Annotated in this window: 13 protein-coding genes; 8 read left to right on the top strand and 5 right to left on the bottom strand. The window is 43.5% G+C overall.

Annotated elements, in window-relative coordinates:
• Positions 1-5: 5 nt before the first annotated feature.
• From hflD to THMIRH_RS07865, 3 genes are read right to left on the bottom strand one after another with little or no spacing between them, the layout of a single operon-like run.
• The gene (gene hflD, locus THMIRH_RS07875; protein WP_173291568.1) at positions 6-683 is read right to left on the bottom strand and encodes a high frequency lysogenization protein HflD; all 678 of its coding nucleotides are present in this window, start codon (positions 681-683) and stop codon (positions 6-8) included.
• Complete coding sequence (gene mnmA, locus THMIRH_RS07870; protein ID WP_173291567.1) at positions 680-1,816, bottom strand: tRNA 2-thiouridine(34) synthase MnmA; 1,137 nt, start codon at positions 1,814-1,816, stop codon at positions 680-682. The genes hflD and mnmA overlap by 4 nt, the downstream gene beginning before the upstream one ends.
• Before the next feature lie 50 nt (positions 1,817-1,866).
• Positions 1,867-2,421 carry an rRNA large subunit pseudouridine synthase E gene (locus tag THMIRH_RS07865; RefSeq protein WP_173291566.1) on the bottom strand — a complete coding sequence of 185 codons (555 nt, stop codon included), beginning with the start codon at positions 2,419-2,421 and terminating at the stop codon, positions 1,867-1,869.
• Between the two features lie 143 nt (positions 2,422-2,564).
• On the opposite strand from THMIRH_RS07865, the gene THMIRH_RS07860 reads away from it, so the two are divergent.
• The 5 genes from THMIRH_RS07860 (at position 2,565) to THMIRH_RS07840 (ending at position 7,821) form a co-directional block, all read left to right on the top strand.
• Positions 2,565-4,790: an NADP-dependent isocitrate dehydrogenase gene (locus THMIRH_RS07860; protein WP_173291565.1), complete on the top strand. Its 2,226-nt coding sequence runs from the start codon at positions 2,565-2,567 to the stop codon at positions 4,788-4,790.
• Between the two features lie 104 nt (positions 4,791-4,894).
• A complete protein-coding gene (locus THMIRH_RS07855) occupies positions 4,895-5,281 on the top strand; it encodes a hypothetical protein (RefSeq protein WP_173291564.1) in 387 nt (128 codons plus the stop codon).
• Positions 5,282-5,352: 71 nt separating this feature from the next.
• On the top strand, positions 5,353-6,183 hold the full coding sequence (locus tag THMIRH_RS07850) for a CvfB family protein (RefSeq protein WP_173291563.1): 831 nt from the start codon (positions 5,353-5,355) through the stop codon (positions 6,181-6,183).
• Complete coding sequence (locus tag THMIRH_RS07845) at positions 6,180-7,163, top strand: phospholipase A (protein ID WP_173291562.1); 984 nt, start codon at positions 6,180-6,182, stop codon at positions 7,161-7,163. Before THMIRH_RS07850 ends, THMIRH_RS07845 begins: the two co-directional genes overlap by 4 nt.
• Before the next feature lie 28 nt (positions 7,164-7,191).
• Complete coding sequence (locus THMIRH_RS07840) at positions 7,192-7,821, top strand: LysE family translocator (RefSeq protein WP_173291561.1); 630 nt, start codon at positions 7,192-7,194, stop codon at positions 7,819-7,821.
• A 118-nt stretch (positions 7,822-7,939) separates the two neighbouring features.
• Here the strand turns inward: THMIRH_RS07840 and THMIRH_RS07835 are convergent, their stop codons facing one another.
• A complete protein-coding gene (locus tag THMIRH_RS07835) occupies positions 7,940-8,512 on the bottom strand; it encodes a PhnA domain-containing protein (RefSeq protein WP_173291560.1) in 573 nt (190 codons plus the stop codon).
• Positions 8,513-8,713: 201 nt separating this feature from the next.
• On the opposite strand from THMIRH_RS07835, the gene THMIRH_RS07830 reads away from it, so the two are divergent.
• Genes THMIRH_RS07830 through clpA form a run of 3 tightly spaced genes read left to right on the top strand, consistent with a single transcriptional unit; the run spans position 8,714 to position 12,149 of the window.
• Complete coding sequence (locus THMIRH_RS07830; RefSeq protein WP_173291559.1) at positions 8,714-9,553, top strand: DnaJ domain-containing protein; 840 nt, start codon at positions 8,714-8,716, stop codon at positions 9,551-9,553.
• A 26-nt stretch (positions 9,554-9,579) separates the two neighbouring features.
• Positions 9,580-9,903 carry an ATP-dependent Clp protease adapter ClpS gene (clpS, locus tag THMIRH_RS07825; RefSeq protein WP_243831413.1) on the top strand — a complete coding sequence of 108 codons (324 nt, stop codon included), beginning with the start codon at positions 9,580-9,582 and terminating at the stop codon, positions 9,901-9,903.
• Positions 9,903-12,149 (top strand): ATP-dependent Clp protease ATP-binding subunit ClpA, encoded by a 2,247-nt coding sequence (gene clpA, locus THMIRH_RS07820; RefSeq protein WP_173291558.1) that lies wholly within the window; start codon positions 9,903-9,905, stop codon positions 12,147-12,149. Before clpS ends, clpA begins: the two co-directional genes overlap by 1 nt.
• 153 nt (positions 12,150-12,302) lie before the next feature.
• Here the strand turns inward: clpA and ykgO are convergent, their stop codons facing one another.
• Positions 12,303-12,428 carry a type B 50S ribosomal protein L36 gene (gene ykgO / locus THMIRH_RS07815; protein ID WP_012823010.1) on the bottom strand — a complete coding sequence of 42 codons (126 nt, stop codon included), beginning with the start codon at positions 12,426-12,428 and terminating at the stop codon, positions 12,303-12,305.
• Positions 12,429-12,543 lie beyond the last annotated feature (115 nt).

Here is a 12,543-nt window from a genome sequence, read left to right as displayed (position 1 = left end):
GCTCGTTAATCTTTTTTGAATAGACTGGTTGGCTCTGAATGATCGTCTGCTTGGGGTGCACGATACAATGCTTGTGCGGCTCTGAGATATTTCTTACGATTCCAAATCAATCCCCAGCGGGTTCCGCCCACTTGTCGCCACAAAACCACTGCACGAATGCCTGCCAATAATAAGGCTCTAATTTTATTGGCAATTCTTGGGTTTTGTAAATGGCCATGTTGACCATTCACCATAATGCGCGGATTAATAGTGCTGACATTTTCAGAGTAAGCTCTGGCAAGGGTGGCAATCACATTTTCATGAAACTCACCAAAGTGGGCGCGCTGTGCCTGTGCGGAGTCAATCACTTTTGAAATTTGGTTAAAAACGCCATCAGCCTGCTGGATGTTTTTTTCCAGAATCATCAAACTTAATACATATTTGGTAATTTCAATATTGCGGTTAGACACGGCTATGTCTGAACTCATTTGTGCCAACAAGGTATTCACACCCCATTGGATATTGTCTACATCACCGCCAAAAACGGCTAAGGTATCCGCGGGGTTTTGTATAAACAACGATTCTAAAGAGGCATGATAGGCTTTTTCATCGGTTTTACCGGTGGTAGCTAGGTCGAAAACCTGTTGGGCTGCCTGGTAAATACCGATAAGGGCAATGGCACGATCTTGTTCTGTGTAATTCATAAACTGGTAGAAGCCTTTATTTCATTCAATTGGTGATAGCGACCCGTAATAATTGCGCCGCCTAAACAGTCGTCACCTTGATAAAACACCACGGATTGTCCGGGGGTAATCGCGGTTTGCGGTTCTTGAAAAACGACAGTGATTTGTCCCAGCTCATCAGCCACAATTTCACAAGGTTGTTCTGGCTGACGGTAGCGTACCTTAGCTTTAAGTGGCGAATTAAGCGTCGGACATTTCCCCGAAACCCAGTCGCAAGTATTGGCAGTTAAAATGGCATGGTTGAGTAGGGGGTGATCCGAGCCCTGCACGGCAACCAATTGATTGGTAGCAAGATTTTTGTCTGCCGAATACCATGGAATATCTTCTACGCCATGCCCTCCGCCTATACCCAAGCCTTTGCGTTGCCCTAGCGTGTGATACATCAATCCATCGTGCTTACCGATGACTTTACCTTCAGTGGTGACAATATCGCCGGGTTGTGCGGGTAAAAATTGTTGTAAAAAATCTTTGAATTTCCGTTCCCCAATAAAACAAATACCCGTGCTGTCTTTTTTGTTGTGGGTAATCAAATCCGCTTCTTCGGCAAGTTGGCGCACATAGGGTTTTTCGAGCTCGCCCACCGGAAACAAGGAATGCTTTAACTGGTTTTGTTGCAAGGTATATAAAAAGTAACTTTGATCTTTATTATTGTCTAAGCCTTTTAATAAATGAAAATGCCCTTGGTCGTCTTGACTCACTCGCGTGTAATGCCCGGTGGCAATATAGTCAGCGCCCAAGTCTAAGGCGTGGTCTAAAAAGGCTTTAAATTTCACTTCTTTGTTACACAAAATATCAGGGTTGGGCGTACGGCCTGCGCCATATTCAGTTAAAAAATGTGCAAATACTCTGTCCCAATAATCTTTTGAGAAGTTTTCAATATGCAAGGGAATATCAAGCTTTTCACAAATGGCCAGTACATCTTTTAAGTCTTCGGCAGCCGGGCAATAGTCTTCGGTATCGTCACCTTCCCAATTTTTCATAAACAGGCCTTCCACTTGGTAGCCTTGTTGTTTTAACAACAAAGCCGCCACTGAGGAATCCACCCCGCCAGACAGACCGACGATGACTTTGGTTTGTGCATTTTCTTGTGACATTTTTAACTCATTTAAATTCATTTGTGCGTGATTTTACCATGAATATTGACTTAAATCGTTTGCAATACTGACTCGCCAGGTTGCAAATTACCCAATTTGAATTCACCGATTTGAATGCGAATGAGGCGTAAAGTGGGAAAGCCAACCGCCGCGGTCATACGCCTTACTTGGCGGTTTTTGCCTTCAGTAATGGTCAATTCGAGCCAGCTGGTTGGAATAGATTGGCGTTGGCGAATTGGCGGGTTTCTCTCCCAAATCCATTTGGGTTCGTTAACCTTGCGGGCTTTGGCAGGGCGCGTTAGGCCATCTTTAAGGGTGACGCCTTTTTGCAATTGCCCAACGGCTTGAGCATTGAGTTCACCTTCGACTTGCACCAGATAGGTTTTGGGTTGCTTGTGCTGCGGGTCGGCAATTTTATGCTGCAATTTGCCATCGTCCGTTAGCAAGAGTAAACCTTCAGAATCTCGGTCAAGACGGCCTGCGGCATAAAAATTGGGCAACTGAATATAATCGGCCAGGGTTTCTCTTTGCCCTTTAAACTCGGGTTCATCCGTAAATTGGCATAACACATTAAAAGGTTTATTAAATAGGAGTATTTGAGACATCTGTTAAGAGTTGACTTATATTTTCAAGGTGGCTGGGTTAGAATAATGCCAATTCTAACATTTTAAGAAGCCTTTGCACGCGCAAAGGTCTCTTTGACCCTTGCCAGCGCTCAACGATGAGGCATTCTTTCTAAGGAACTCTTATGACAGCAAAATCCAAAATTATCTATACCTTAACTGACGAAGCACCTGCTTTAGCCACTTATTCCTTGTTACCGATAGTCAATGCCTTTACCAAAGCTGCTGATGTGGTGGTAGAAACGCGTGATATTTCTGTGGCCGCGCGCATTATTGCCAATTTTTCAGATCGTTTGCCTGCAGAACAACAATTGCCAGATACCCTTAAAGAACTCGGCATTTTAGCCACGCAGCCGGATGCCAATATTATTAAATTGCCCAATATTAGTGCTTCAGTTCCACAGTTAGTGGCCGCCATTGCCGAGTTACAAGCGCATGGCATTGCTGTGCCAGATTATCCAGCCAACCCAACCAATGCTGAAGAAGAAGCCATTAAAGCCACCTATGCAAAAGTATTGGGCAGTGCCGTAAACCCTGTGTTGCGTGAAGGTAATTCCGATCGTCGTGCGCCCTTGTCTGTAAAAAATTATGCCAAGAAAAATCCACATTCCATGGGCGCTTGGAGCGCGGATTCTTTAACTTCTGTGGCTCATATGAGTGAGGGCGATTTTTATGGTTCAGAGAAATCTTTAACCGTGCCAGAAGCCACAGAGTTTAAGATTGAGTTTGAAGCCGCAGATGGCACTAAAAAAGTTTTAAAAGATTTTGCGCCCTTACAAGCGGGTGAAGTGATTGATGCGGCGGTCATGTCGCAAAAAGCGCTACAAGCCTTTTATGCCAAAGCCATCAGTGAAGCAGCAGAGAAAGGCATTTTGTTCTCTCTACATTTAAAAGCCACCATGATGAAAGTGTCTGACCCAATTTTATTTGGTCAAGCGGTCAGTGTTTATTTTAAAGATGTATTTGCCAAACATGCAGAAGTGTTGGCAGCGCTTAAAGTCAATGTAAACAATGGATTGGGTGATATTTTAAGTAAGATTCAAAGTTTGCCAGAAGGGCATCGTTCCGAAATAGAAGCCGATATTCATGCCACGATTGCGGCACAAGCGCAAATTGCTATGGTGGATTCCGACAAAGGGATTACCAATTTACATGTGCCAAGTGATGTGATTGTAGATGCCTCTATGCCGGCAATGATTCGCAGCTCTGGCAAAATGTGGAATGCTGAAGGCAAACTACAAGATACGCTGGCGGTGATTCCTGATCGTTGTTATGCCGGTGTTTATCAGGAAACCATTAACTTCTGTAAGCATAACGGTGCTTTTGACCCAACCACCATGGGTAGCGTGCCCAATGTGGGCTTAATGGCGCAAGCGGCTGAAGAATATGGTTCACACAATAAAACTTTCCAAATGACTGGCGCAGGAAAAGTGCGTGCGTTAAATGCTAAGGGCGAAGTTTTATTGGAGCAAACGGTTGAAGAAGGCGATATTTTTCGTATGTGTCAGGTCAAAGATGCACCGATTCAAGACTGGGTAAAATTGGCAGTGAATCGCGCCAGAGCCTCTAAAACGCCTGCGGTTTTTTGGTTAGACACCAAGCGTGCGCATGACCACGAGTTGATTGTTAAGGTGAATCAATATCTATTAGACCATGACCTAACGGGTTTAGAAATTCACATTATGTCGCCAGAAGAAGCCACGCGTTTTACCTTGCGCCACATCAAGCATGGTCAAGATGTTATTTCGGTGACAGGTAATGTATTGCGTGACTATTTGACCGATTTATTCCCAATCCTAGAGTTGGGTACTTCGGCTAAAATGTTGTCGATTGTGCCTTTAATGAATGGCGGCGGCTTGTTTGAAACGGGCGCGGGCGGTTCTGCGCCTAAGCATGTGCAACAGTTATTATCTGAAAACTATTTGCGTTGGGATTCCTTGGGTGAGTTTTTAGCCTTGGCAGTGTCTTTGGAACATTTGGCCAATACCTTTGGCAATGCCAAAGCACAAGTTTTGGCAGACACCTTGGATGCTGCGACAGGATTATTCCTAGAAAACGACAAGTCGCCTTCGCGTAAAGTCGGCGGCATTGATAACCGTGGCAGTCATTTCTATTTGGCGATGTATTGGGCACAAGCTTTGGCAGATCAAGATAAGGATGCTGATTTGAAAGCGCGTTTTACGCCTGTTGCCAAAGCGATGGCCGACACCGAAGCTAAAATTGTTGCCGAGATGATTAACGAGCAAGGCAAGTCAGTGGATATTGGCGGTTATTACCAACCGAATCCTGAATTGACCGCCAAGGTAATGCGCCCCAGTGCAACCTTAAACGCGATTATTGATTCGATTTAATCGCGTTATTACCACATAACTCAGGTCTAAAATGATGATAAAAGCCTCTAAAAATGACCAGGCCTGGTCAAAATTAGAGGCTTTTGGGTCTTTAAGGAATAAAAATGAAAGATTCAAATCCGTTAAAGACCGAGTCTGACGATGATTTAGGTATCTCAGATCAATGGTATAACAACTATTTAAAGACGCGCGAAAAAGTCCATGCTCATCCCAAAAAATCATCGATTTTTGGCAACTTGCTTGGCTTTTCTGTGTTGGGTGGAGTTGGCTATGGCTTTTATGCAGGGGCTTATATTGGCGGCATCATTTTAACGATGGTGGGGCTTTTTAGTTTATTGTTGATTATTATTGACGGCAAACGATCATCTGGCGGCAACTGGACCAGTTGGGGAGCGATTCCTTTTGTATTGTTGCTGATTATCATTGGTTTATTAATGATTATATTTTCCGCAGATGGCGCACAATACTTTGAACTTAAACCCCTTCGTTAAGTTTCTTGCTGTTGTTATTAAACCTCCTCCAAACCATTTCAATTTTAAGTTTTCACATTAAGGAATAACCCATGGCACAAGTCGGCAGAATCAATAAACTCAAGATTGTAAAAGCAGTAGAGTTTGGCGTTTATTTAGATGGCGGCAATTTAGGCGAAATTTTATTGCCCAAACGGTATATGCCGGACAATGCTGAAATTGGGCAATCCCTTGAAGTGTTTATTTATCTAGACTCGCAAGATCGTTTGGTGGCAACGACAGATCAGCCCTTAGCTTCGATTGGTGAAGTGGCCTTTTTAAAGGTGACGCAAGTCAATAAAACCGGTGCGTTTTTGGATTGGGGTATGCCTAAGGATTTGCTCGCACCTTACACAGAACAGCGTGTGCCCATGGAAGAAGGGCGTTCTTATTGTGTTTATATTTATGAAGACAATACCGGACGCATGGCCGCATCCAGCAAATTGAGTTTGCACTTAAGTGAAGAGGGTCGCAATTTTAAGCGTGGGCAAGAAGTGGCTTTGCTGGTCGCCAGTCGCAGTGATTTAGGTTACAGCGCCGTGGTGAATGGCACGTACTTGGGGTTGATTCATAACTCAGAAATTTTGCAGCCTTTAAGAATGGGACAAAAACTCAAGGGTTATATCAAAGAAGTGCGTCCGGATGGCAAGTTGAATTTATCCATCAATAAGCAAGGCCATGCGGCAGTAGATGATTTGTCGAGCAAAATTTTGGCGCATTTGGCGGAAAATAATGGGGTTTCTAACCTCACCGATAAAAGTACGCCTGAGGCCATTTTTGCTGTTTATCGTGACAGTAAAGCCAATTATAAACGCTCAATTGGGCGCTTATTAAAACTGAAAAAAATTGCCATAGAACCATCACAAATTCGACTACTTGAATGATATTAAATGCATTTAAGGTTGGACTCTTCACAGGGTTAGTGCTGTGCAGTCAACTGGCTTTGGCAGAAGGTGCACCGCAATACGACACTGATTGTGTCCAAAAAGCCTTGTTGGACAGCGCAACTACGCTCGAAGAGATTCGCAAACAATGCGTCTTAAAAGAAGCGAAAAACATCGAGATTTCCGCTTTTGAAAAGCGCTTGCAGCAGGAGCGTTTGAATCGCAATAATCAATTTTCAATTCAGTCTTACCTGCCCAATTATGTGTTGTTTGGGTCTTATAACTTTTCAGGCACCAATCAAAAACCGTTTAAAGAGGTTTATGAGGGTGAAGAGTTTTTTGACCCAGTTGAGGTGAAGTTTCAAATCAGTTTAAAAGTACCGATTTCAGAAAACTTTTTAGGCTGGGGTGACCATTGGTTTGTTGGCTACACCAATCGTTCATTTTGGCAGGCCTATAATCACACGATTTCTGCACCGTTTCGAGAAACCAATCATGCGCCTGAGGCTTGGATCAGTTTTGACAATGATTGGCGTCTACTCGGCTGGCAAAATCGTTTAGTAGATTTGGGCGTGGTGCATCAGTCTAATGGGCAAACTGGTGCATTATCTCGGTCTTGGAATCGCGCTTATCTTAGGTTTATATTTGAACAGGAGAATTCTGCGTTTGGGTTTATGCCCTGGATTAGACTGCCAGAAACCGATCCAACAGATGACAATCCCGATATTTTGAAATACATGGGTTATGGCGAGTTTTATTATCTTACCAAATACGATGAGCAAAATTTTAGGGTGATAGTGCGCAATAATTTTGACGCGAATGATAATAAAGGCTCGTTTGAGTTGAGTTACACCTATCCCATTCATCGTAATTTGAATGGTTATGTGCAATGGTTTTATGGCTATGGCGAAAGCCTGATTGATTATAACTACAAAAATAACACCCTGAGTTTAGGTGTGCAGTTGGGTAATCTGTTTTAACAATAACTTTCTAAGCGGAGTTTAAAGATTGGATATTGAGCATTTCTCGATTTTTTTCATCACCACTTTTTTGTTAGTGCTTGTGCCAGGGCCTTCTGCCTTAACGGCAGCGGCGCAGGGTGCCAGCTTGCAGTCGTCTAAAGCCTTTATTGGGGTTTTGGGGATTGCCTCTGCCGATTTAATATTTTTTGGGTTGTCGGCCACCGGTATTTCAGCGCTCATCGTGGCTTCAAGTACGCTGTTTTCAGTGATTAAATGGTTGGGCGTTGCCTTTTTGATTTATTTGGGATTGAGCGTTTTATTGAGTAAAGCGTCTGCCATACAGTTTGAAAACAAAAAAATCGATGCTCGAACGGGTAAACTATTTAGACAAGGGCTGGTGATTCAGTTGGCGAATCCGAAAGCCTTGATGTATTTTTCAGCGCTTTTGCCGCAATTCATTAACCCAAACGAACCCTTATTGATGCAATTGGCTGTGATGGCGTTAACCTTGTTTTTGGCAGATTGTTTGGTGTATAGCTTGTATGGCTATTTAGGATTTCATATGGCGCGCCAAAAGCTCAAAGCCTGGCTGATTCGTTTGATCAATCGTGCAGCGGGGTTAACTTTACTCTTCACCGGAATCAAAATGGCCATGCTGGAAAATCATGGATCTTAACTAAGGTTTTGATTGAGATTTAACAAGCAAAAAAGCCCTTAAAACACCCAGGCTTTATGCCCTTTGGGTGCTGGTCAATTTTGGGAGCGTTTTAAGGGCTTTTTGTGAGGTTTTGTGGTTAGGCTTTTTTCAAGTAGGCGGCAACCAAAACGATGACCGTGCCATTGACTTTACCTTCTACATGCAGAGGGTTGTCAGTTAAACGAATACCACGCACCGCGGTACCGCGTTTAGCTGTGAAGTTGGCCCCTTTAACATCCAAGTCTTTAATTAAGGTGACATTGTCACCTTCAACTAAGCGAGCGCCATTGCTATCTAGGGTGGGTTCACGGTCATCTTCAACCGCACCGGCCAATCCAGCATCTGCCCAAGCTTTGGTTTCATCATTGAGATACATCATGTCCAATAAATCTTGCGGCCATCCTTCGGCGCGCAGGTTATTCAACATACGATATGCCATCACCTGAACGGCAGGTACCGTGCTCCACATGCTGTCATTTAAACAACGCCAGTGATTGGCATCAACGGTTTCTGGGGCTTCGATTTGTGATTTGCAGGTGCTGCAAATACAAATAGACTGCTCTTCAGAACCATCGGATGGGCTGACTTCAAAAACACTTAAATCATCCGTTGCACCGCATAATTCACATTTATGGCCACTTCTTTCTAATAAGGCTTGCTCTATACTCATAAGTTTCTCCGTTTTTAGTTTAGGGTATTATGCCCATCTGGCCGTTAAAAGCAAAAAAACAGGTTAAATCCAACGATTACCAACCCATACCAGCCAATATTGGGTAAAAAAATCATTTGAAAACAGGTAAAATGTTTTGAAATTTGTTTGTGGTCTCATAAAACATAAGCATTCCCACTAAGTGAGTTTTTGTCCCTTTTCATGTTTAATCAAAATTACGATGCGACTATAGATTATTTTTCGGTACTGGGCGTGCATTACAACGCTTGCGAAAAAACCGTCAAATTGGCTTATCGTAAGATGGCAAGACGCTATCATCCTGATGTTTCTAAAATTCACAATGCCACGCAAAAGTTTCAAGAAATTGCTGAGGCCTATGAGATTTTAACCAAGCATCGTGAGCGTTATTGTGCCGACTTTGCCAGAAGCAATCGCCGCCATTATTCACAACAAACGCGCACCCAGTCTTCGGATAACAGCCAAAGTGGTTTTGCGGATAATACATCTAAACAATCGCACACTTCTCACACTCAAGACTCCAGTCGTCAACAATCCAGTGGCTATGGCAGTTACCGTCGTCAGCAGCCCATTCGTGGTAAAGATAGGGTGATTACTTACCCTTTAACTTTGCGTTATGCCATTAGACTCTTAAAGATTGGTTACTTTTATATTCCTGGGCTGAAAGTCAAAATGAAATTTACCCGTGAGGCTTTCAGCGATAAAACTTTTCGTCTGAGAGGCAAGGGGTATACCGGTTTATTTGGCGGCGAACCAGGGGATTTTTTGGTGAAGTTTTCGATTAAATTAGAGTCTTTGCGCTGGGAATTAAAAGGCTCTGACTTATATGGTTCTGTCACCATTCCTAAAACCCTGTTGGTTGCCGGCAATTCTCTTGAGATAGATACGCCGTCTGGCCCAATGATGTTGCAAATCCCTTATAATTATTCTTCAGAAGAATACATTAAAATTCAAAATATGGGGTTGCCCGCTGATAGTCACTATCAAGCAGGGCATCTTTATACCAAGTTGATAGCCGCTTAGGTGTCTTCAAATCCCAAAGGTTTTTTATGAATAGTCGTATGTCGATGCATGAAGATGATGGTCATGTTATTTTAGAAGTCGCTAAAGCAAAAGTAAAACCGCCCAAACGCTATCAAGTGGTCTTACTGAATGATGACTTTACCCCCATGGAGTTTGTGGTGGATGTTTTGATGCGCTTTTTTGGGATGGATGAGGCTAAGGCCAGTGCGGTGATGTTAGCCGTTCATCATCAAGGTAAAGGGGTTTGTGGTGTTTACAGTCGCGAGGTTGCAGAAATGAAAGTCCAGCAAGTCAATCAATATGCTCGTCAAAATAAGCACCCATTACAATGTCAAATGGAGGTGGTGTAATGTTAAGTAAAGAATTACAGCTTACGCTGAGCAATGCCTTCAGTGTGGCCAATGAATATCAGCATGAGTTTGTTACCCTAGAACACCTTTTGTTAGAACTGTTGGGTTTGCCAGCGGTGCGTGAAGTGGTTGAAGGCTGCGGCATTAAACCTGAAGCCCTAGAAACCGAGTTGGAGAATTTTCTAGAAGCGGAACCCATTGCTAACACCAACCATGAATTATTGCCGACGATTGCCTTTCAGCGAGTAATAGAGCGAGCCATTTATTTGGTGCAGTCGAATGGCTACACTGAAGTGACAGGCGTGCATGTCTTGGCTTCTATGTACTCAGAGCAAGATTCACAAGCCGTTTATTTACTAGAGTCTAACGGTTTATTGCGAGTGGATGTATTAAGTTACATTTCGCATGGTGTTACCGCACAACAAAAAGATCAGGATTTCCTTTCGTCAGAAGGTTCAAAATCAGAATCATCCTCGGATGGCGAAAAAGCCTCCGACCCCATTGCTGACTTCACCACCAACTTGAACCAGCAAGTCAAAAAGGGTCAGATAGACCCGATAATCGGTCGTGGTTGGGAGTCGAACCGCACCCTAGAAATTTTATCGCGTCGTCGCAAAAATAATCCGCTCTTAGTGGGCGAGCCAGGCGTGGGTAAAACCGCGGTTGCCGAAGGGTTGGCTTATAAAATAGTGAATAATGAGATTCCTGAATCGTTACAAGACGCGGTGGTTTATAGCTTAGATATGGGCGCTTTGCTGGCGGGTACGCGTTATCGAGGTGATTTTGAAAAGCGTTTTAAAGCCTTGTTAAATCAGCTTGAAAAACAGCCACATGCGGTTTTATTTATTGATGAAATCCACACCATCATCGGCGCAGGTGCTGTGCAGGGTGGCGCAATGGATGCTTCTAACCTGATGAAGCCAGCCTTGGCTTCTGGCAAGTTGCGTTGTGTGGGTGCGACCACCTATGAAGAATATCGCGGTATTTTTGAAAAAGACCGTGCTTTGGCGCGACGCTTCCAAAAAATTGATGTTAAAGAACCCACCATTCAAGAAACCTATGAGATTCTCAAAGGTCTTAAAACCCAATTTGAAGAACATCACGATGTTAAATACACCTTGCCAGCCTTAAAGGCAGCCGTGGATTTATCAGCGCGTTATATCACCGACCGTCATTTGCCCGACAAAGCGATTGATGTGATTGATGAAGCGGGGGCAAAGCAGCGCTTGATGGCTAAATCTAAACGCCGTAAACAGCTCGGTGTGCCAGAAATTCAGCAAATTGTCGCCAATCTTGCGCGTATTCCCATTTCACAAATCACCCAAAAAGAAAAAGACAAGTTGTTTGATTTAGAAGCTGACTTAAAGCGCGTGGTTTTTGGGCAAGATGATGCGGTTAAAAAAGTGGTGTCGGCCATTAAGTTGGCGCGCTCAGGCTTGAATGACGCCAATCGTCCAACGGCTTCTTTTCTGTTGGCTGGGCCAACTGGCGTGGGTAAAACCGAACTGACCTCCCAGTTGGCAAAACATTTAGGCATAGAGTTATTGCGTTTTGATATGTCGGAATATATGGAGCGCCATACCGTGTCGCGTTTGATTGGTTCGCCACCAGGATATGTGGGATACGATCAAGGTGGACAGTTGACTGAAGCAGTCACCAAACATCCCCATTCGGTGGTGTTGCTTGATGAAATCGAAAAAGCCCACCCTGATGTCTTTAACATTTTGCTGCAAGTTATGGATAACGGCACGCTAACGGATAACAACGGTCGCAAAGCGGATTTTAGAAATGTCATTTTAATGATGACCTCTAATGTCGGTGCCGAGCAAATGGCGCGCGCCAGTATGGGATTTGCGGTTCAAGACCATACGATGGACTTTGAAGCAGAATTGAAAAAACTCTTTACGCCAGAGTTTCGCAATCGTTTAGATGCGGTGATTCAATTTAACCGTTTAACCGAAGCCTCTATGGCATCAGTCGTTAATAAGTTTATTTTTGCGCTAGAGCAAAGCTTGCAAGATAAAAAGGTCACCGTGGTGTTGCGTGACGATGCGCGTCAATGGTTGGCTAAAAAAGGCTATGACCCTTTAATGGGTGCCAGACCGATGAATCGTTTAATTCAAGAAAAAATTAAACTGCCCCTGTCTGAATTGATTTTGTTCGGCGAGTTGCAAGACGGTGGTGAAGTTGAAATAGGCGTTGCAAACGATGAGATCATCTTGTTAGCAAAAGCTTTGGTGGATTAGGCGTTAAAAGCGTCTTTTGAAGGACAATAAAAAACCCGCTTAGAGCGGGTTTTTTATTTGTCTGCCGTTGAGTTTTAAACTCGTCAGTCTAAAACTGGCATTTTAAGCGGTTTGTGGACACTTAAAACACGGGTCTTGGCTTTGCAGAATCAATTAACGCTGACGCGCTTTGAATCTTGGGTTAGTTTTGTTGATAACATAAACTTTGCCACGACGTCTAACGATTTGGCAATCTTTATGACGAGTTTTGGCAGACTTTAATGAAGATAAAATTTTCATTTTAAAATTCCTAGGTATCTTACACAGAGTGCTCTGAGGGTGCTAAATATTTCTAAACCAATCTAGCTTAAGTTCAAATTTGAAGCGCCGTATTTTACTTATTTTTGCCGGTTTG

This window comes from Thiosulfativibrio zosterae (assembly GCF_011398155.1).
In the GTDB taxonomy this organism is placed as follows: domain Bacteria; phylum Pseudomonadota; class Gammaproteobacteria; order Thiomicrospirales; family Thiomicrospiraceae; genus Thiosulfativibrio; species Thiosulfativibrio zosterae.
This window is presented reverse-complemented; position numbering and strand designations above follow the sequence as displayed.